The 19,903-nt window shown below is 72.9% G+C and carries 18 protein-coding genes and 1 riboswitch; of the genes, 8 read left to right on the top strand and 10 right to left on the bottom strand.

All coding sequences use genetic code 11. The features are described from left to right. Window positions 1–9: 9 nt before the first annotated feature. The 4 genes from ACIRQ7_RS19265 to ACIRQ7_RS19250 form a co-directional block, all read right to left on the bottom strand. Window positions 10–504 carry a DUF6344 domain-containing protein gene (locus tag ACIRQ7_RS19265; RefSeq protein ID WP_401464057.1) on the bottom strand — a complete coding sequence of 165 codons (495 nt, stop codon included), beginning with the start codon at window positions 502–504 and terminating at the stop codon, window positions 10–12. A 514-nt stretch (window positions 505–1,018) separates the two neighbouring features. Continuing rightward, window positions 1,019–1,561, bottom strand: a complete 543-nt coding sequence (locus ACIRQ7_RS19260) for a DUF5994 family protein (RefSeq protein WP_404263760.1) — start codon at window positions 1,559–1,561, stop codon at window positions 1,019–1,021. A 157-nt stretch (window positions 1,562–1,718) separates the two neighbouring features. Continuing rightward, the gene (locus tag ACIRQ7_RS19255; protein ID WP_404263758.1) at window positions 1,719–2,765 is read right to left on the bottom strand and encodes an acyl-CoA desaturase; all 1,047 of its coding nucleotides are present in this window, start codon (window positions 2,763–2,765) and stop codon (window positions 1,719–1,721) included. A gap of 133 nt (window positions 2,766–2,898) precedes the next feature. Then, window positions 2,899–3,132 (bottom strand): hypothetical protein, encoded by a 234-nt coding sequence (locus ACIRQ7_RS19250; protein WP_404263756.1) that lies wholly within the window; start codon window positions 3,130–3,132, stop codon window positions 2,899–2,901. Window positions 3,133–3,533: 401 nt separating this feature from the next. Between ACIRQ7_RS19250 and ACIRQ7_RS19245 the strand changes: the two genes are divergently transcribed. Further along, a complete protein-coding gene (locus ACIRQ7_RS19245) occupies window positions 3,534–3,989 on the top strand; it encodes a tellurite resistance TerB family protein (RefSeq protein ID WP_404263754.1) in 456 nt (151 codons plus the stop codon). A gap of 122 nt (window positions 3,990–4,111) precedes the next feature. On the opposite strand, the gene ACIRQ7_RS19240 is transcribed toward ACIRQ7_RS19245, so the two are convergent. Continuing rightward, on the bottom strand, window positions 4,112–4,687 hold the full coding sequence (locus ACIRQ7_RS19240) for a TerD family protein (RefSeq protein WP_404263752.1): 576 nt from the start codon (window positions 4,685–4,687) through the stop codon (window positions 4,112–4,114). Between the two features lie 297 nt (window positions 4,688–4,984). On the opposite strand from ACIRQ7_RS19240, the gene ACIRQ7_RS19235 reads away from it, so the two are divergent. From ACIRQ7_RS19235 to ACIRQ7_RS19220, 4 genes are all read left to right on the top strand, one after another. Beyond that, window positions 4,985–5,509, top strand: a complete 525-nt coding sequence (locus tag ACIRQ7_RS19235) for a BlaI/MecI/CopY family transcriptional regulator (RefSeq protein ID WP_404263751.1) — start codon at window positions 4,985–4,987, stop codon at window positions 5,507–5,509. A gap of 3 nt (window positions 5,510–5,512) precedes the next feature. Beyond that, entirely contained in the window at window positions 5,513–6,478 is a 966-nt protein-coding gene (locus ACIRQ7_RS19230) for a M56 family metallopeptidase (RefSeq protein WP_404263750.1), read from the top strand. Window positions 6,479–6,654: 176 nt separating this feature from the next. After that, a complete protein-coding gene (locus ACIRQ7_RS19225; protein WP_404263748.1) occupies window positions 6,655–6,903 on the top strand; it encodes a hypothetical protein in 249 nt (82 codons plus the stop codon). Window positions 6,904–7,312: 409 nt separating this feature from the next. Next, on the top strand, window positions 7,313–8,656 hold the full coding sequence (locus tag ACIRQ7_RS19220; protein ID WP_404263746.1) for an LCP family protein: 1,344 nt from the start codon (window positions 7,313–7,315) through the stop codon (window positions 8,654–8,656). 24 nt (window positions 8,657–8,680) lie between these two features. Here ACIRQ7_RS19220 and ACIRQ7_RS19215 read toward each other — a convergent pair whose 3' ends face one another. The 3 genes from ACIRQ7_RS19215 to cobN form a co-directional block, all read right to left on the bottom strand. Beyond that, window positions 8,681–8,953, bottom strand: a complete 273-nt coding sequence (locus tag ACIRQ7_RS19215; RefSeq protein WP_404263745.1) for a hypothetical protein — start codon at window positions 8,951–8,953, stop codon at window positions 8,681–8,683. Between the two features lie 11 nt (window positions 8,954–8,964). Beyond that, on the bottom strand, window positions 8,965–9,411 hold the full coding sequence (locus tag ACIRQ7_RS19210; protein ID WP_404263743.1) for a hypothetical protein: 447 nt from the start codon (window positions 9,409–9,411) through the stop codon (window positions 8,965–8,967). An 81-nt stretch (window positions 9,412–9,492) separates the two neighbouring features. Further along, a complete protein-coding gene (gene cobN / locus ACIRQ7_RS19205) occupies window positions 9,493–13,113 on the bottom strand; it encodes a cobaltochelatase subunit CobN (protein ID WP_404263742.1) in 3,621 nt (1,206 codons plus the stop codon). Window positions 13,114–13,149: 36 nt separating this feature from the next. Continuing rightward, a riboswitch (cobalamin riboswitch) is annotated at window positions 13,150–13,302 on the bottom strand. Window positions 13,303–13,409: 107 nt separating this feature from the next. Between cobN and cobG the strand changes: the two genes are divergently transcribed. The 3 genes from cobG to ACIRQ7_RS19190 all read left to right on the top strand — a co-directional run bounded on the left by cobG (window position 13,410) and on the right by ACIRQ7_RS19190 (window position 17,100). Continuing rightward, on the top strand, window positions 13,410–14,759 hold the full coding sequence (gene cobG / locus ACIRQ7_RS19200; protein ID WP_404263741.1) for a precorrin-3B synthase: 1,350 nt from the start codon (window positions 13,410–13,412) through the stop codon (window positions 14,757–14,759). Between the two features lie 68 nt (window positions 14,760–14,827). Then, window positions 14,828–15,454 (top strand): precorrin-8X methylmutase, encoded by a 627-nt coding sequence (locus tag ACIRQ7_RS19195; protein ID WP_401465867.1) that lies wholly within the window; start codon window positions 14,828–14,830, stop codon window positions 15,452–15,454. Next, entirely contained in the window at window positions 15,451–17,100 is a 1,650-nt protein-coding gene (locus ACIRQ7_RS19190; protein ID WP_404263739.1) for a precorrin-2 C(20)-methyltransferase, read from the top strand. Before ACIRQ7_RS19195 ends, ACIRQ7_RS19190 begins: the two co-directional genes overlap by 4 nt. Window positions 17,101–17,163: 63 nt before the next feature. On the opposite strand, the gene ACIRQ7_RS19185 is transcribed toward ACIRQ7_RS19190, so the two are convergent. Together ACIRQ7_RS19185 and ACIRQ7_RS19180 are read right to left on the bottom strand one after the other, a co-directional pair. After that, window positions 17,164–18,822, bottom strand: a complete 1,659-nt coding sequence (locus ACIRQ7_RS19185; protein ID WP_404263738.1) for a methyltransferase domain-containing protein — start codon at window positions 18,820–18,822, stop codon at window positions 17,164–17,166. Between the two features lie 275 nt (window positions 18,823–19,097). Further along, entirely contained in the window at window positions 19,098–19,889 is a 792-nt protein-coding gene (locus tag ACIRQ7_RS19180) for a cobalt-precorrin-6A reductase (protein WP_404263737.1), read from the bottom strand. Window positions 19,890–19,903: the final 14 nt, after the last annotated feature.

Here is a 19,903-nt window from a genome sequence, read left to right as displayed (position 1 = left end):
GCCGGTCGATCAGGCGGCGTACGCGGTGTGCTGCCCCCGGCGGCGGGCCGCCGGGATGGCCACAGTGGGCTGCTCGCCTGCTCCGGTTCCGGAGTGCAGCGCGGCCTCGGCGACGGTGGACAGCGGCTCGACCCCGGCGGTGAGGCGGGTGCGGGAGGTGGGCGAGGCCCCGTGCGCTTCGGCGCGGATGCGCTGTTTGATCGTGGGCGGCAGCTGCGGGCAGCTCGCCATCCGCGGATCGGACACGGCGGGCCCGTACAGCGGCAGGACTGACTTGGCCGGTGCGGCACAGCTCACCGCCTCCGGATCGCGCCGGGTCCCGGCTCTCGACGCGGCGCCCGTGGTGCGCGGCGACGTGGCGTCCGCGGTGCGCAGGGCCGCCTCGTACAGCGCGGCTTCCCGGCGGGCCGCCGATGCCGGGGCGGAGACGCCCAGTGATGCCAGCAGCTTGCCGAGTACGGCAAGGCATACCGCCCAGAACTTCATGACCTTGGTCGCAGCCATGGCCCCTCACTTTCGGTAGGTGTCGCAGGAGTTGCGGTGTCGCAGGAGTTGCGGGATGTGCGGAGTACTGCGGTACTGCGTGAGCTGTTGAGCTGTGCGAGCTGCGTGAGCTCTGCGCACCGGATCTGTGGGAGATCCGTTGCGTTTTCTTATGATGAGTACGTAATGAGTGGATATGGGGAGCAACGCCCGTTCTCGGGCGTTCTTCGGATGAACACCACCCGTACGCAGTAGCCGGGCCCCGCCGTGGGCTCCGCGACCGCACCGGAGGCGGGCAGGCCCGGGACCACGGCGTTTGCCGCGGTCAGCCGGTCGTGGGCCTGCGGTCAGTGCTTCAGTTGCCGCCGGCGCCGCGCGTGGGGGCCGTGCGCCACAAGATGCGCGGCGCGGGTCCTCGGGGTATGACCGTCATCGGTGGGGCGGGGCGGTCCGGGTGCGGCCCGCGGACGGACCGGGCAGGGCGAGCGGACCGGTGCCCCGGCCGGCCGGGGGATTCCCGGCAGAGCGGGAGGGCTCAGCCGCGCCGACGGACGCGGGGCAGACGGGCCGACGGCATGTCCCGGCCCGCCGTCAGACCGGGCCTCCCCTTCCCGGCCGACGGCTCCGTACTCTCCGTCCCGCCCGCCCTCTCAGTCCGCTCCGCACTCTCGGCCATCTCCGCCATCTCCGCCATGATCCGGACGGCGGTGGGCTCGGGGGTGTCCGGCGGGATGATCAGCAGGTCCCAACGGCCGTGGCCGGCGGAGACGAGGCAGATGGTGTCCGGGCCGGGCGGCTGCCGGTGGGCGAGGGTGCGCAGCCGGACCACGTGGTGGGCCACGAGCATCCGGCCGGGGAGCGGGGACCACATCGTGCCGTTCACCGTGGCATGGGTGATCTGCGGCCAGTTGAACGGCAACGCAGCCAGCAGCTGCGGGAGTTCGGTGACGAGGTCGACCGAGTGCGGCCACCATGCCCCGTCCACGCGCCGCACGGCACCGCTGGGCGGCGCGATGGTCAGGCGGGAGACGGGCGGCGGGGCCGGCTGCGTGGGAAGGGCCCCGAGAGCGGTGGTCATGTTGTGCTCCTGACAGGTCATGAAGGGCGAAGGGAGGCGCGAAGGGAGGAAGGAGTTCGACGGTGGTGCGGGTGGGTGCGGGTCCGGGGGCGGTCCGGGCCTGGGGCGCTGAGGCTTCCCGCGCCCCAGGCCCGGACCGCCCCCGCGTCCCTCTCCGTCAGGCGCCTTCCGCCGCCTCGATGCGACGGGCCGCAACGCGGGCGGGGTCCGGCCAGCGCACGTCCCGCACCCAGCCGAGACGTTCGAAGACCCGGATGAGGGCGGCGGACGGATCGAGCTGACCGCGGTCGACGCCGTGCCGGGCGCAGGTCGGGTCGGCGTGGTGGAGGTTGTGCCAGCTCTCGCCGAAGGAGAGCAGGGCCAGCGGCCACAGGTTCGTCGCACGGTCGTGCCGCCGGGTGCGGAACGGCCGCTCCCCGATCACATGGCAGAGCGAGTTCACGCTCCAGGTGACGTGGTGCAGCAGCGCGATCCGGAGGAATCCGGCCCACAGCAGGGCGGTCAGGCCGGTGACCCAAGTACCGCCGATGGCCCAGCCCAGCAGGAACGGCAGGCCCAGAGTGACCAGGCACAGCAGCGGGAACGCCCGGTCCACGGCGCGGATACCGCGGTCCGCGAGCAGATCGGGGGCGTAGTGCTCGTGCGAGGTCGGGTCGTTGCCGAACAGCCAGCCGATGTGCGAGTGCGCCATGCCGCGCAGTTGGCCACGCAGGCTGGTGCCGTATCGGTAGGGGGAGTGCGGATCGCCGGGGCGGTCGGTGAAGGCGTGGTGGCGCCGGTGGGTGGCGACCCAGTCGATGACATCGCCCTGGAAGCTCAGCGATCCGGCGAGGGCGAGGGCGACGCGCAGTGCGGGGGTCGCGGTGTAGCTGCCGTGGGTGAGGCCGCGGTGGAAGCCGACGGTGACGCCCAGGCCCGAGACGACGTAGAACACGGCGGCGAGCACGAGATCGGTGAGGTGGACGGCGCTGCCCCACAAGAGGGGGATGGCCAGCCCGAGGCCGACGAACGGGGCGATGACGATGATCGCGGTCACGGTCACATACATCCGCCGGCCGCTGCTCGGCGGCGGCTCGGGTCCGTCGGTGGGGAAGGGCGACGTTCCGTCGTACTCCTTGGCCGATGCTGCCGCTGATGACGACGGCGATGCCGACGAGCGCGCCGGTGCCGAGGACGACCGGGCGGTGGCTGCGGTGCGGTTCACGGGGAGATCTGCGGACACGAGCACTCCAGGTGCCTCGGGGATGAGGGAGCGGCGGCCGGGCGCCGGACTGCTCGACGCCCTCCACGGGCGTCCGGAGTGTCCGTAGGGGCCTGCGGCGCGGAAGGGCGCGTGGTCACGGATCGTCGCCCGTCCTGCGGGTGGGCGGCGGCGGTCCGGCCGCGTGCGCCCCGGGATGTGCGCCGCCGCCGTGCGACCGCTTCCGCATCCGGAGGCGGAAGGACGGGCGCAGGGACGCGTACTTGTGGCCGGCGAGCCGTCCGGCCTGTTGTGCGTTGACCCGCACGATGAAGAGCACGCCCAGCGCGACCAGAGCCAGTAGCACGATCACGGTCAGCAGTATCTGCATGGTGCTCACCTCACTCGGGCGGATCGCTGCAGGTGCCGGCACGCCCGGTGTTACCGATCTCCGAGGACGAGGCCGACGTGAGTGTCGGCATACGAAATGCCCTGCGGTAGCTCCACCGTACTCCGGACCAAGCCCGCGAATCATCCCGTATCGGTCAATGTCGGGTTAAACGGATTCGGTGCGGTGCATCCGAAGCTTCCGGGAGCCGGCTCGGCCGTCGCGAGAGGGGCCCCGCATCTCCGCCAACTTCTACAAGACTGTAGATTTTACTTCCACATGACCGTCGCGCGACGCGTCGCGAGCGCAGCGCACGGCCTGTCGTACGACCTGTCGCGACCTGCCGCACGACCTGTCGCGCGACCCATCGGACGATCAGTTCAGGATCAGTTGAGGAGAGCCACATGGCGCTGTGGGACCGGATCAAGGATTCCGCGCAGACGATGCAGACCCAGCTCGTCGCCAAGAAGAACGACCTCAAGAGCGGCGCCTTCCGGGACGCGAGCGTGGCGATGTGCGCGCTGGTCGCCGCCGCGGACGGCACCATCGACGCGGCCGAGCGGCGGCGCGTGGCGCAACTCATCGCCACCGACGAGGTGTTGCAGAACTTCCCGGCCGACGATCTGCAGCGGCGCTTCAACGGCTACCTGGACAAGCTGGCCGCCGATGCCGACTTCGGCAAGGTCAGCGTGATGCAGGAGCTGGGCAAGGTGAAGAAGAAGCCGGTCGAGGCGCGGGCCGTCATCCAGATCGGCATCGTCATCGGCGGCGCCGACGGTGACTTCGACAAGACCGAGCAGGCGGTGGTGCGCGAGGTGTGCTTCGCCCTGGACATCGCCCCGGCCGAGTTCGACCTCTGAGCGACGCGGCAGGGAGGAGAGACGGGGCGGGAGGAACGTGGCGGGGGCGAGAGGGGGCGCCGGCCCCTCTCGCCCCCGGCCCTCACCGCCGCCCGGCCGTTCGCCGGGCGGCCGGGCGCCCGTCAGACGTTGACGCCGAAGTCGGCCGCGATGCCCGCCAGGCCGGACGCGTACCCCTGGCCCACCGCGCGGAACTTCCACTCCGCGCCGTTGCGGTAGAGCTCGCCGAAGATCATCGCGGTCTCGGTGGAGGCGTCCTCGCTCAGGTCGTAACGGGCCAGCTCCACCCCGTCCGCCTGGTTCACGACGCGGATGAAGGCGTTGCGGACCTGGCCGAAGCTCTGCCCGCGGCTCTCGGCGTCGTGGAGGGAGACCGGGAAGGCGATCTTCGCGATCTCGGCGGGCACGGCGGACAGCGTGACGTTGATGGTCTCGTCGTCGCCCTCGCCCTCACCGGTCAGGTTGTCGCCGGTGTGCTGCACCGAGCCGTCGGGGCTCGTGAGGTTGTTGTAGAAGACGAAGTGGCTGTCCGAGGCGACCTTGCCGGCCTCGGTGCACAGCAGCGCGCTGGCATCCAGGTCGTGGTCGGCGCCCGTCGTCGTGCGGACGTCCCAGCCGAGGCCGACCGTGACCGCGGTCAGACCGGGCGCTTCCTTGGACAGCGAGACGTTGCCGCCCTTGGCCAGCGAGACTCCCATGGCTTCCCTCCAGGTGGTGGATGCGTTGCGTTGGGGGTGGTTCCGGCGTGGGTGCACACCGGCTCTCCCCGTGCGGAATCTCAAAATCTACAGGAGTGTAGAAGTTGGTGCGGGGGACGTGCGCCGTGCACGGGGCGCCCGTACGGGGACCGGGCGCCGGGACCCTCCCCCACCGGCGGGGACCGGGCGCCGGGGCCGCCACCGCGGCCCCACCGTCCATGCCCCCGTACACCCGCGCTGAGTAAGATGCTCCGATGTCCCGGCCGGCGGGACGGCGGCGCGACGGGAGGCGACGGCATGGGCGGCAAGTCCTTCGGGAAGGCCCTCGGCGATTCCTTCGGCGACTCGTTCAAGGACTCCTTCGGCGGGCCGTTCGGCGCCTCCGGCAGCGACCGCGCCCGGCGCCGCGGACAGGGGCAGCTGGAGGCCCAGGTGCTGGCCGCGCTGCACGACTCGCCCGGCCCGGCCACCGCGGCCCGGGTCCAGGAACGGCTCGGCGGCGACCTCGCCTACACGACCGTGATGACGATCCTGTCCCGGCTGCACGCGAAGAAGGCGGTCACCCGCGAGCGGGTCGGCCGCGCCTACGTCTGGACCCCGGCCGCCGACGAGGCCGGTCTCGCCGCGCTGCGGATGCGCCGGGTCCTGGACGGCGAACCGGACCGGGACGCGGTGCTCACCAGCTTCGTCTCGGCGCTCTCCGCACATGACGAGCAGCTGCTGCGCAGCCTCCTCGACCGGGTGACGGCCGAGGGCGCGGGGGAGTCCGGCCCGGACGCCCCCGCCGGCGGCACCGGCGCCGACGAAGCGCCCGGAGGCTGACCGGTGGGTGTCTTCGTGTTCCTGCCGCTCGTCCTGCCGCTCACCGCGCTGCCGATCGCCCGGCTCGCGGAGCAGCACCTCCATCCGCGCGTCACCACCCGCCTGCTGACGCTGCTCTCGGTCGTCCTCGGTCTGTGCAGCACCCTCTGCCTGGCGCTGCTGATGGTCGTGGGCACCGCCCAGCTGCCCGGCAATCCGCTGCCCGACAGCTGGTCCGTCCCGGAGGTGCGGGCCGCGGTGCCGCACGACGAGGTGACCGGCACCGCGGCGATCGTCGCGCTGACCGCCGCCCTCACGGTGTCCGGCGCCACACTGCGCCGCCACCGCCGGATCCGGACCCGCACCCACCGCGCGCTGGACGGGCTGCCCGCCGACGCCGATCCCGCGGTGCTGCCGGACGACGATCCGTACGCGTACGCGGTGCCCGGCGCCCCCGGCCGCCCGGGGCGTCCCGCCCGGCCCGGCCGGATAGCGGTCTCCCGCGGGATGCTGCGCAGCCTGGACGCCGACGAGCACCAGGCACTGTTCGCCCATGAGCGCGCCCATCTGAGCCACCGCCACCACCGCTATCTGCTCGCCGTCCGGCTGGCGGGCTGCGTCAACCCGCTCCTGCTGCCGATGCGTTCGGCGGTCGCCTTCAGCACCGAACGGTGGGCGGACGAGGAGGCCGCGCGGTTCGTCGGCGACCGGCGGCTGACCGCCCGCGCGGTGGGCAAGGCGGCGCTGATCGCGCGGCCGTCGCCGCAACCGGAGCTGGCGCATTTCGCGGCGCCGGAACCAGGCCCCGTACCGCGCCGGGTGGCCGCTCTCCTGGCGCCGGTGCCGCCGGCCCGCAGCTGGCCGCCGGCGCTGACCCCGGCGGGCCTCGCCGCGCTGGTCGCCGCGGCGGGCACGGCCGCCTCCGCGCTCTCCTCGCTGAATGCCGCGGTGGCGCTGTTCCTCGTCCTCAAGGCCGCGACTCCCCTGTGAGTGCGCGCGTGCGCCCCCCGCGCACCCCTGCGCACCCGACGTCCCCCAGTGATCCACTCTGTGATCCGTCCCACACCCCACAACTTCTACAACGCTGTAGATACGCCCGGTAGGGTTGCGCCTGACACTGCACGGTTCGTGCACGGCATGCACAACAGGCGCGCCCCGAGGGGGAGATGGCGACGAAGAGCGGACTCCTGACCTGGGACTGCCCGCCCCCGGAGGCGGAAGTGCGATGGGTCTACCAACCCGTGGAGGTCCACCACCCGGACGGCAACTGGGAGTTGGGCCGGATCAGCGGGTGGTGGACGGACGCCACCGGCGGCGAATGGTGCCGGCTGCGCACCCTGCCTGCGGGCCCCCGCCCCCAGTGGCTCCGGTACGACCCCGAAGCCGTACGGCTCCTCCCGAGCACCGGCATCTGACCCGGACCTGACGCGCGCCTGCATCCGTGGCCGGTCTTCCGGGCCGCCGATGTGGCGCGCACTCAGGCGCCCTCCCGGCGCCGCCCGTTCCCCTCCTTCCACTCCCCTCCCCGGCCTCTGCCCGCCTCTGCCCGCCGCTGCCCACTTCTGCCTTCTTGCCTCCTGCCGCAACCCGGCCGCCGGTGTACCCCTCTCTCCCCCCGAAGCAGCTGAACCATCTGAAGCACCAGAAGGAACCAGAAGGGCCACCGGCGTGGACGACAGGCAGACCTCTCAACGGACGACCCGACGGGCCGCCCGCAGAACCGGCAGCACCGGCGAGCGCGCCGGAACCGCCGCAACCCGCAAAGCGGCCAAAGCAGGTGAGACGGGTGAGGCAGGCACGAAGGGCACGAGGGGCACGACGCGGATGACCCGCCGCGGCCGGATACTCGCCTGGACCGGCGGCGGTCTCGGCGTCGTCCTGCTCGCCACCGGCGGGGCCGGCGCCTGGCTCTACCAGCACCTGGACGGCAACATCCAGAGCGCGGACGTCGGCAGCCGGCTCGACGGCGACCGGCCCGTCAACCTCAGCCCCGGTTCCAAGAACATCCTGGTCGTCGGCTCCGACAGCCGCGCGGGCGCCAACGCCAAATACGGCAAGGGCCTGACCACCATGCAGTCGGACACGCTGATGGTGCTGCACATCGCCGCCGACCGTAAGTGGGCGACGGCGCTGTCCTTCCCCCGCGACTCCTGGGTGCAGATCCCCGCCTGCGACCGCGGCCACGGCGCCCGGTCCTCGCCCCACCACTTCAAGATCAACGAGGCGTTCTCGATCGGCGGCGAGAGCGGCGACATCGGCAACGCCGCGGCCTGCACGATCAAGACCGTCGAGAAGAACACCGGACTGCGCATCGACCACTTCACCTCGGTCGACTTCCAGGGCTTCAAGGGGATGGTCAACGCCCTGGAGGGCATAAAGGTCTGCCCCGAGCACGCCATCCACGACGAGAAGGCGCACCTCGACATGAAGGCGGGCTGCCAGACCGTCAAGGACGAAAAGGCCCTCGGCTACGTCCGTACCCGCTACAGCGTCGGCGACGGCTCGGATCTGGGGCGCATCGGCCGGCAGCAGGAATTCATGAAGGCCCTCGCCACGAAGGCCCAGTCCAAGCTGACCAGCCCCGGCGACCTCTACGACTTCCTGGACTCCGCGACCAAGTCGATCACCACCGACAAGGACCTGGCCGGCCTCAAACCGCTCTACGACCTCGCCGCGACCGTCAAGGACATCCCCACCGACCGCCTCACCTTCCTGACGGTCCCCAACTACGGGCGCGAGGCCGACGTACCCACCGACAAGGCCAACGTCGTCTGGCAGTATCCGCAGGCCGGGGGCCTGTTCAGCGACCTCGCGCATGACCGCGAGGTCGGCGCCGCCGGCAAGAAGAAACTCGCGGAAGCCGCCAAGAACCCGGTCACCGCCCGCTCCGTACGCGTCCAGGTCCTCAACGGCACCGGCACCCCCGGCCACGCCGCCACCGCCGCCGACGCGCTCCGCAAGCTCGGCTTCACCGTCGTCACCACCGGCAACGGCCCCTCCACCGGCAAGACCACCGTCACCTACCCGCCCTCCTCGCCCTCCCTCAAGACCCGCGCGCAGGTCCTGGCGTCCCGCCTCCCCGGCACCGAGGCCAAGGAGACGGACGACGCGACACCGGGCGTGGTGACCCTGACGGTGGGCCCGGACTTCCCCCCGTCCGGCAGCTGAGGCCCGGGCTGCCGACGCGTCCCGTCACCTGTCGCACGGCCCCGAGTCGGCGGCACACTGCCACCCGCTCCAGCCGTTCTCGTCCGGATGGTCCATGTCCCCGAGGAGGCCGAGGACGCCGACGACCATCGCCACCACGAGCGCCGCGGTGGCCGCCAGGGCGCCCCAGAAGACCACACCCCTCGTCACCGGCGACCACCCGTGCCACCACCACCGGCGGGAAGGCCTCTCCGCGGCCCGCCGCGCCGCCTCCCGCTCCGCCTCGGTCCGCTCCCCGTCCACATGACGCCCCCTCATGACTGCCCACCTCACCCTTCACACAGCGGCGTACCGAGTTTCCGTGCCGTTTCGGCGGCTTCGGTATGCGTGAGGGTGACGACGAGCACCATCACGGGAACCATGAAGCCGGCGACGACGGCGGGCGCGGCGAGCGCTCTCGGCAGGGCGGCGGGCGCCCCCTCCCCGCGACGCCGCCGCGCACGGGCCGTCACGACGTACCCCAGGAGGGCCGGTACGGCCACGAGCAGTCCGCCGTGGGCACAGGCGAAAGGCGTCCCCGGCACCGCCATGTAGCGGCAGGCGCCGGGCTGGTGGTGGAGATGTGCGCGTCGGCCAGGGCGAGCGCGGCGGCGCCGCAGCCGACGGATGCCGCCGACAGCACCGGCACCGCCGCGGGTGCGGCGGGCCCGGCGCCACGCGGGAGGGTGCGGTGCGCGCGGAGCCTGCGCTGCGGACTGGGTGACGGTCTCGGCCATGCCCCCAGTATCAGCGGGGGCACGGCCCCGGACCGGGCCGCCCGGACAACTGACCGGGGCGCGCCCGCGCCCCCGCCCGTCTCAGTCCTCCCCCTCCAGCTCCCCCTCCGTCTCCAGGAAGGCGGCGCGGAGGGCGGCCAGGGTCTCGGCGTCGGGCTTTTCCCACATGCCGCGGGATTCGGCTTCGAGGAGGCGTTCGGCGATGCCGTGCAGGGCCCAGGGGTTGGACTCCTGGAGGAAGGCGCGGTTCTCCGGGTCCAGGACGTAGGTCTGGGCGAGCTTGTCGTACATCCAGTCGGCGACGACGCCGGTGGTGGCGTCGTAGCCGAAGAGGTAGTCGACCGTGGCGGCGAGTTCGAAGGCGCCCTTGTAGCCGTGGCGCCGCATCGCCTCGATCCAGCGGGGGTTGACGACGCGGGCGCGGAAGACCCGGGACGTCTCCTCCACCAGCGTGCGGGTGCGGACGGTCTCCGGGCGGGTGGAGTCGCCGATGTAGGCCTCGGGGGCCTTGCCCTTGAGCGCCTTCACGGTGGCGACCATGCCGCCGTGGTACTGGAAGTAGTCGTCGGAGTCCGCGATGTCGTGCTCGCGGGTGTCGGTGTTCTTGGCGGCGACCGCGATCCGCTTGTAGGCGGTCTCCATCTCGTCGCGGGCCGGGCGGCCTTCGAGGCCGCGGCCGTAGGCGTAGCCGCCCCAGACGGTGTAGACCTCGGCGAGGTCGGCGTCGGTGCGCCAGTCGCGGCTGTCGATGAGCTGGAGGATGCCCGCGCCGTAGGTGCCGGGGCGGGAGCCGAAGATGCGGGTGGTGGCGCGGCGTTCGTCGCCGTGTTCGGCGAGGTCGGCCTGTGCGTGGGCCCGGATGAAGTTGGCGTCGGCGGGCTCGTCGAGGGACGCGGCGAGTTTCACGGCGTCGTCGAGGAGGCCGATGACGTGCGGGAACGCGTCGCGGAAGAAACCGGAGATGCGGAGCGTGACGTCGATGCGGGGGCGGCCCAGCTCGGCGGCGGGGATGGCCTCCAGGCCCGTGACGCGGCGGGAGGCGTCGTCCCAGACCGGGCGGACGCCCAGCAGGGCGAGCGCTTCCGCGACGTCGTCGCCGGAGGTGCGCATGGCGCTGGTGCCCCAGAGGGACAGGCCGACGGACGTGGGCCAGTCGCCGTTGTCGTCGCGGTAGCGGGCGAGGAGCGAGTCGGCCAGCGCCTGGCCCGTTTCCCAGGCGAGGCGGGAGGGGACCGCCTTCGGGTCGACGGAGTAGAAGTTGCGGCCCGTCGGCAGGACGTTGACGAGGCCGCGGAGCGGGGAGCCGGAGGGGCCGGCCGGGACGAAGCCGCCGTTCAGGGCGTGCACGGCGTGGGTGATCTCGTCGGTGGTGCCGGCCAGGCGGGGGATGACCTCACGGGCCGCGAAGGTGAGGATCGCGGTGACCGCGTCCCGCTGTTCGGGGGCGAGTTCGGCGGCGACCGTCTCTGCCGCGGACGGCTCCCAGGACGCGTCCTCCATCGCCTGGACGAGGGCGCGGGCGCGCTCCTCGGTGTCGTCGGCCGCGGTGCGCGTCGCCGCGGACTCGTCCAGGCCGAGCGCCTCGCGCAGGCCGGGCAGGGCGGTGGTGCCGCCCCAGATCTGGCGGGCGCGGAGGATGGCGAGGACGAGGTTGACGCGGGCCGCACCGGTGGGCGCGCCGCCGAGGATGTGCAGACCGTCGCGGATCTGGGCGTCCTTGACCTCGCACAGCCAGCCGTCGACGTGCAGCAGGAAGTCGTCGAAGCCGTCGTCGTCCGGGCGGGCTTCGAGGCCGAGGTCGTGGTCGAGCTTGGCGGCCTGGATCAGGGTCCAGATCTGCGCGCGGATGGCGGGCAGCTTCGCCGGGTCCATCGCGGAGATCGCGGCGTACTCGTCGAGCAGCTGCTCCAGGCGCGCGATGTCGCCGTAGGACTCGGCGCGGGCCATCGGCGGGACGAGGTGGTCGACGAGGGTGGCGTGCACCCGGCGCTTGGCCTGGGTGCCCTCGCCCGGGTCGTTGACCAGGAAGGGGTAGATGAGCGGGAGGTCGCCGAGGGCGGCGTCGGGGCCGCAGGCGGCGGACAGGCCGGCGTTCTTGCCGGGCAGCCACTCCAGATTGCCGTGCTTGCCGAGGTGCACCATCGCGTCCGCGCCGAAGCCGCCGTCCTCCTGGGAGGCGGCGATCCAGCGGTAGGCGGCCAAGTAGTGGTGCGAGGGCGGCAGATCGGGGTCGTGGTAGATCGCGATCGGGTTCTCGCCGAAGCCGCGCGGCGGCTGGATGAGGACGAGGAGATTGCCGCGGCGCAGGGCCGCGAGGACGATGTCGCCCTCGGGGTTGCGGCTGCGGTCGAGGAACATCTCGCCGGGCGGCGGGCCCCAGTGCTGCTCGACGGACGCGCGCAGCTCCTGCGGCAGCGTGGCGTACCAGCGCTTGTAGTCGGCGGCCGGGATACGGACCGGGTTGCGGGCGAGCTGTTCCTCGGTGAGCCATTCCTGGTCGTGGCCGCCGGCCTCGATGAGGGCGTAGATCAGCTCGTCGCCGTCGCCGGAGACCAGGCCGGGCACCTCTTCGGTGCCGAAGTCGTAGCCGTCCGCCTGCAGGCGGCTCAGCAGGGCGACGGCGCTGGCGGGGGTGTCCAGACCGACGGCGTTGCCGATGCGGGAGTGCTTGGTGGGGTACGCGGAGAGGACCAGGGCCAGGCGCTTGTCGGCGGCCGGGATGTGCCGCAGCCGGGCGTGCCGCACGGCGATGCCGGCGACCCGGGCGGCCCGCTCGGGGTCGGCGACGTACACCGGCAGGCCGTCCTCGTCGACCTCCTTGAAGGAGAACGGGACGGTGATCAGCCGGCCGTCGAACTCGGGCACGGCGATCTGCGAGGCGGCGTCCAGCGGCGACAGGCCCTCGTCGTTCTCCTCCCAGGCAGCGCGCGAACCGGTCAGGCACAGCGCCTGGAGGATCGGTACGTCCAGGGCGGCGAGCGCACCGGCGTCCCAGGACTCGTCGTCGCCGCCGGCGGAGGCCTCGGCGGGCTTGGTGCCGCCGGCGGCCAGGACGGTGGTGACGATGGCGTCGACCGGGCGCAGCGCCTCGATCAGCTCCGGTTCGGGCGCGCGCAGCGACGCGACGAACAGCGGCAGCGGGCGCCCGCCGGCCCGCTCGATCTGCGCGCAGAGGGCGTCGACGAAGCCGGTGTTGCCGCTCATGTGGTGGGCGCGGTAGTAGAGCACCGCGACCTGCGGGCCGCCGGTGTCCGTACGGGCGTCCGGGCGCTCCAGCTGTCCCCAGGTGGGGGCGGGCGCCGGGGGTTCGAAGCCGTGGCCGGTCAGCAGCACGGTGTCGGAGAGGAAGCGGGCCAGCTGGTCGAGGTTGGCGGGGCCGCCGTGCGCGAGGTAGGCGTGCGCCTCGGCCGCGGTGCCGACGGGGACCGTGGAGGCCTCCATCAGCTGGGCGTCGGGGGCCTGTTCACCGGTGAGGACGACGACGGGACGGTGCTGGTCCGCGGCGAGCAACACCTCCAGGCCCTCTTCCCAGGCGCGGATGCCGCCGAGGAGGCGGACGACGACGAGGTCGGTCCCCTCCAGGAGCGCGGGCAGCTCGGCGACGTCGAGGCGGGCGGGGTTGGCGAGCCGGTAGGGCACGGGACCGGTGGCAGCGCGGGCGCTGAGCAGGTCGGTGTCGGAGGTCGACAGCAGCAGGAGCATGCGAGCGCAGGCCTTCCTCGGGGTGTCCGCGCCCCGGGTGGGTCGTAGGGACGGCGGGAGTTCCTGGCTCGCCCGGCGGTGGCCGGGTTCACAGTGGCGGGACCGCGCCGGATTCTCACCGGGCTTCCTCCCTTGGCGCCGTCGCTGGCGTCCGGTGGGTCAGCCGACCCACCGACCTGCATAGTAAAGGCTGTGTCCGGGGCGTGGGAGGGCGCCTCCGGGCCCGCGGTCCGCGGGTTCCCCGGGTGCCCGCCTCCCCGGATCCGCCACCCGCCGACGTCGGTATGCTCGCCGCCATGCCGCCCTCCCCCTCGCCACGGCCCGCACGGGCCGCACCGCCCCCACGGGACCGCGGTGACGCCTGCCCGGGAGCGCTGCGGCTGCACCCGGCGGCGGACGGCCGGCTGGCACGAGTACGGCTGCCCGCCGGTGACTTGACGGAACGTCAGGCCACTGCGCTGGGGGACGCGGCCCACCGCCTCGGCGACGGCCACCTCTCCCTCACCTCCCGCGGCAACGCGGAGCTGCGCGGCCTCGCCGACGACTGCGGCCAGGAACTCGCCGGCCTGCTGCGCGAGGCCGGTCTGCTGCCCTCGGAGCGCCACGAACGCCTCCGCAACATCCTCGCCTCACCCCTTGCGGGCCTGGACCCGCACACCCCCTCTGACGTGCGGTTGTGGGCCCGGCAGCTGGACACCCTGCTCTGCACGAGCCCCTCGGCGACCGCGCTCTCCGGCCGTTTCCTGTTCGTCCTGGACGACGGCCGCGGCGATGTGGCGACGCTCGGCGGTGATGTGACCTTGGTCGCAGCGCCCGGCGGGGCGCTGCTGCGCCTCGGCGACGGGGCCGCGCTGCGTATCGCCGGACCGGACGCGGCGCGGGCCGCGCTCCTCGCCGCCGGGTCCTTCCTCGCCGCCGCCGAGGCGTGCGGCACCGGCGCCTGGCGGGTCCGCGAGCTCCCCGCCCCACAGGTGCCGACCGCGCATGCGGTGGCGGCGGACCTGCGGGCGGCGGGTATCGGGGCCGTGTACGTCGCGGCGCCGGATCCGGGCGCCGTGCCGCCGGGCGCGGGCGCCACCGCTCCCGGGATCACCGAAGCCCCCGACGGCCGCCGGGCCCTCTCCGTCCTCGCGCCGCTCGGCCGGCTGACCGTCGACCAGTGGCGGCTGCTGACCGCGATCGCCTCCGAGGACGGGGCGGGCGAGCTGCGGACCACCCCCTGGCGCGGCGTGATCGTCCCCGGCCTGCCGGGCACCACGGCCGGGGCGCGGCTGCGCGAGCTGGCCGCCGCCGGCCTGATCACCGACCCCGGCTCCCCCTGGCACCGGATCAGCGCCTGCACCGGCCGGCCAGGCTGCGCCAAGTCCCTCTCCGATGTCCGCGCCGACGCCACGGCCGCCGTCGTCCGGGGCAGTACCCCGGCGCCGGTCGGCGGGCTCCCCGTCCACTGGTCCGGCTGCGAACGCCGCTGCGGCCACCCGCACGGCAGCTGGATCGACGTCGTGGCCACGGGCGCGGGCGACGGCGACGGCAGGGGCGAAGGCGCCAAGGATGACCGCAGCGCCCACGGGAGTGACGGCCCCGGACTCGACGGGGAGCCCGGATACCGGGTAACCGTCGTACGCCCGACCCCCACCACTCCATGACCCACCACCCCCGGCCCCAGCCCCACCACCGGCCACCTCCCCACTCCCACCCCACCACCGAGGGCACAGTGTTCGACTACGAGAAGGACGGGGCGGCGATCTACCGCCAGTCCTTTGCCACCATTCGCGCCGAGGCGGACCTCGCGGGCCTGCCCGCCGACGTCAGCCAGGTCGCGGTCCGGATGATCCACGCCTGCGGCATGGTCGACCTCGTACGCGACCTGGCCTTCACCCCCGAGGTGGTGGCGCGGGCCCGCGAGGCGCTGCGCGCCGGTGCGCCGATCCTGTGCGACGCCAACATGGTCGCCAGCGGCGTGACCCGTAAGCGGCTGCCGGCCGGCAACGAGGTGCTGTGCACGCTCGCCGACCCGTCGGTGCCGGACCTGGCCGCCCGTATGGGGACCACCCGCAGTGCCGCGGCGATGGAGCTGTGGCGGGACCGGATGGAGGGTGCCGTGGTGGCCGTCGGCAACGCCCCGACCGCGCTGTTCCGCCTCCTGGAGATGATCGAGGAGGGCGCGCCGCGTCCCGCGGCCGTCATCGGCATACCCGTCGGCTTCATCGGCGCCGCCGAGTCCAAGGACGCGCTGATCGCGCATCCGTCGGCGCTGGACCACATCGTGGTGCGCGGACGGCGGGGCGGCAGCGCCATGGCCGCGGCCGCGGTCAACGCCATTGCGAGCGAGGAAGAGTGAGCGTGAGCGAGCAGCAGGCAGACGGCGGCACCGGCGAGCGGGAGACCGACCGCCACCCCGCAGGAGAGGCGCCGGCCGCGGGCCGTCTTTACGGCGTCGGGCTGGGCCCCGGCGATCCGTCGCTGATGACCGTACGGGCCGTCCAGGTGATCGCGGAGGCGGACGTCGTCGCCTACCACAGCGCCCGGCACGGACGCTCGATCGCGCGCTCCATCGCCGCCGAGCACCTGCGCGCCGACCACATCGAGGAGGCGCTGGTCTACCCGGTCACCACCGAGTCGACCGATCACCCCGGCGGCTACCGGGGCGCGTTGGACGAGTTCTACGAGGAGGCCGCGGCGCGGCTCGCGGTGCATCTCGACGCGGGCCGCACGGTCGCCGTGATCTCCGAGGGCGATCCGCTCTTCTACGGCTCGTACCAGCACATGCACAAGCGGCTGGCACACCGCTACCCGACCGAGGTCATCCCCGGCGTCACGTCCATCAGCGCGGCCGCGGCCCGTCTGGGCAAGCCGCTGGCCGAGGCCGACGAGGTGCTGACGATCCTGCCCGGCACGCTGCCGGAGGAGGAGCTGACCGCGCGGCTGACGGCCACCGACGCCGCCGTCGTCATGAAGCTCGGCCGTACCTTCCCCACCGTCCGCCGCGCGATGGAACGCTCGGGCCGGATGCCGGAGGCGCAGTACGTCGAGCGCGCCACGATGGCCGGGGAGCGCACCGACCGGCTCGCCGCGATCGACGGGGACTCGGTCCCGTACTTCTCCGTCGCCGTCGTCCCCAGCCGCATCGCGAACGCCGCACCGGCGTCGTCCGCGGCGGAGCCGGACACGACGTCGGTTCCGGATACGGCTACAGCTACAGCTACAGCTACGGATGCTGCACCGGAGTGGGCCGCCCCCGGTGAGGTCGTGGTCGTCGGTACCGGCCCGGCGGGCCCGCTGTGGCTGACGCCCGAGTCGCGCGGCGCGCTGGCCGCCGCCGAGGACCTCGTCGGCTACACCACCTACCTGGACCGCGTGCCGGTACGCCCCGGCCAGCTCCGCCACGGCTCCGACAACAAGGTCGAGTCCGAGCGCGCCGAGCTCGCCCTCGACCTGGCCCGGCGCGGCCGCCGGGTGGCCGTCGTCTCCGGCGGCGACCCGGGCGTCTTCGCGATGGCCACCGCCGTCCTGGAGGTGGCCTGCCAGGACCCGTACCGCTCGGTGCCCGTACGGGTCCTTCCGGGGGTGACCGCCGCCAACGCCGCCGCGGCCCGCGCCGGCGCCCCGCTCGGCCACGACTACGCGGTCCTCTCCCTCTCCGACCGCCTCAAGCCCTGGGAGGTCATCGCCGAACGCCTGCGCTCGGCGGCCGCCGCCGACCTGGTCCTGGCGCTCTACAACCCCGGCTCCCGCAGCCGCACCTGGCAGGTCGGCAAGATGCGCGAACTCCTCCTGGAACACCGCGCCCCGGACACCCCGGTCATCCTCGGCCGCGACGTCGGCGGCCCCGAGGAATCCGTCCGCACGGTCCGCCTCTGCGACCTCGACCCCACCCAGGTCGACATGCGCACGCTGCTCATCATCGGCTCGTCGCAGACCCAGGCCGTACGCCGCGACGACGGCACCGAGGCCGTCTGGACTCCGCGGCGGTACCCGGAGGGGTGAGGGGGCGGGCCGCCGTCCACGGCCCCTGGCGCGCCAGGGGCCGGGCGGTGGCGGCGGTCCTCGCTAGCCCGCGTCACCGCCCCGCACGAAGTGGAAGATGCCCCACGTCAGGTGGTGGTCGTTGCCGCCGTCGACCCAGTGGGTGAGGCCCTTCTTCATTTGGGCGAGGTAGTCGTGGCTGACCTTTCGGGCCAGGCCCTCCGCCTCCTGGCGGCGGGTTTCCGCGAGGACGCGGGCGTAGTGGGTGGTCAGGTGGGCGCGGTGTTCGTCGAAGCCGCCGTCGACCGCGGTGAAGCCGAGCCGGGTCAACTCGCGGGCGTAGAAGGCGGGTGAGCCCATGTCGTCGAGGTGGATGCGGTCGAGGATCGGGCGCAGCACGCCGATGGGGCAGCCGTCGGCCGCCATCGGGTCGGTGAAGATGAGGCTGCCGCCGGGGCGGAGCACCCGGGCGGCCTCGGCCAGCACCTGGGCGCGGTTTCCGCTGTGCAGGAAGGCGTCCTGGGACCAGACGACGTCGACGGACGCGTCCGGGTAGGGGATGCTCTCGAAGGAGCCGTCCACGACCTCGATGCTGCCGGTCAGACCGCGGGCCGCGTTCAGTTCCTTGTGGCGCTGGTTCTCGACCTCGCTGAGGTTGAGCGCGAGGACCCGGCAGCCGTGGTTCTCGGCCAGATAGCGTGCCGAGCCGCCGAAGCCCGAGCCGAGGTCGAGGACCACGGACTGCGGGGTCAGTTCCAGTTTCGCGGCCATCGTGCGTACGGTGCGGCGGCTGGCGTCCGCGATGGCCTCGTCGGGGTGCTCGTAGAGGCCGATGTGGATGTCCTCGCCGCCCCATACCGCGGCGTAGAAGGTGTCGGCGTCGGACGAGTTGTAGTAGCTGCGGGCGGTGTTGACCGCGCCGGTGTAGCGGCCGCCCTGCTCATCCTCCATCCGGTACTCCTTCTCCGCCACATGCACGAAGAAGTCGGGCTGTTCACCGCGGTAGGTGTGCTGGAAGTCGCCGTAGGTCTCGATGCGCTGGAAGCCCACGTCGGACATGAGCTTGCGGGTGTATTCCTTGCGCAGCGGGAACATGTTGAGGTGGTAGACGGAGTCGTCCGGGAAGCTGTACCGCATGCGGCACAATCCCTCGTCGACGTACTCCGGCTCGACTGTGACATCGTCACCGCAGTAGTAATAGGTGTGTTTGCTGGTGTAGCCGTCGTCCAGAATCGCATCGTAATTGCGCTGGTCCAGCACGAGGATTCCGTCGTGTTTGAGCATCGCGTAGAACTCTGCCAGCGCCTTGCGCCGGTCGCGTTCCGAGAAGAGATGGGTGAAGGAGTTTCCGAGGCAGACGATGGCGTCGTACTCGCCGTGCACGTCGCGGTTCAGCCAGCGCCAGTCCGCCTGGACGACGCGCATGACATGGCCGCCCTCGCGGGTGCCGTTCTCGAAGGCCATCGCCAGCATTTCTGCGCTGCCGTCCGCGCTGACGGTTTCGAATCCCGCTGCCAGCAGCCGTACGGAGTGAAATCCGGTCCCCGTCGCGACATCGAGCACGCTTTTCACGCCTCGTTTGCGCAGCAGGTCGATAAAGAAATTACCCTCGCTCTCGGCTCGCTTCTCCCAGTCGATGAGCGAGTCCCATTTCTCGACGAAACTGGGGACGTATTCCTCGGTGTAGTGCCCGGTTTCTCGTACTTCGACGGGGTTGTCGCCGAACTCTTGGGCCGGTTGCACGGTGATGGCGAACCCTTCCGTTGTCGGGAACTCCTGACGCGCCTGCCCGGGACGGCAGAGTCCCGGGCCCGGGAAGCCACGCGGTCAGCGGATCGCTTTCCACGACTGACGGATCCATGCCTGCACAGTTCGTATACAGAGCGGAAATTGCCGCGAAAAGCGGCCCTGGCCAGTGCCTTTCCGGTCCAAGAATTTTTTGGCCACTGCGGATGCGGATCATGCGCATTGCGGACATCGGGCGGGGGACGCGCCGAGGGGCGGCCGCGCGGGTGCCCTCAGCCGAGCAGGTCGCGCAGCCAGACCGTGGCCTGCTGCGGATCCGCCGCCAGCGGGACGCCCTCCGGGGCCGGTGGCCGGCGTACGAGGACGACCGGCAGCCCGGCCTCCCGCGCCGCCGTCAGCTTCGGGGCGGTGGCGGCCGCGCCGCTGTCCTTGGTGACGAGGACGTCGATGCGGTGAGACCGCAGCAGCGCCCGCTCGCCCTCCAGGGTGAACGGGCCGCGGTCGAGCAGGGTCTGCATACGGGGCGGGTGCGGGGCCTCGGGGGCGTCGACGGAGCGGACCAGGAACCAGGGCTCGGTCAGGTGCGCGAAGTGGGCCAGGCCCATCCGGCCGGTGGTGAGGAAGATGCGGCGGCCGAGTGCGGGGAGGGCGGCGGCCGCCTCGTCCAGGGAGGCGACGTCGTGCCAGGTGTCTCCCGGGCCGGGCACCCAGCCGGGACGGCGGAGGGCCAGCAGGGGAACATGGGCGGTGGCGGCGGCCTCGGCCGCGCTGAAACTGATCGTGCCGGCGAAAGGATGGGTGGCGTCGATGAGCGCGTCCACCGCGTGCTCGCGCAGCCAGCGGGCGAGGCCCTCCGGGCCGCCGAACCCTCCGATGCGCACCTCGCCGGCGGGCAGCCGCGGCGTGCCCACCCGGCCGGCCAGCGAGGTCGTGACCTGCGGAGCGGGCGTCAGCGCTGTCAGTTCGGCGGCCAGCCGGCGGGCCTCGGTGGTGCCGCCGAGGATGAGCACCCGAGGCGCCCCGGACACCCGGGTGGGCCACTGGGGGCGGGCGTCGTCGTTCATCGGTCGCGGGTCCT

This window comes from Streptomyces sp. NPDC101393 (assembly GCF_044767385.1).
Taxonomy (GTDB): domain Bacteria; phylum Actinomycetota; class Actinomycetes; order Streptomycetales; family Streptomycetaceae; genus Streptomyces.
Note: the sequence above shows the minus strand (reverse complement) of the source record. Positions and strands in the feature narration are given on the sequence as shown.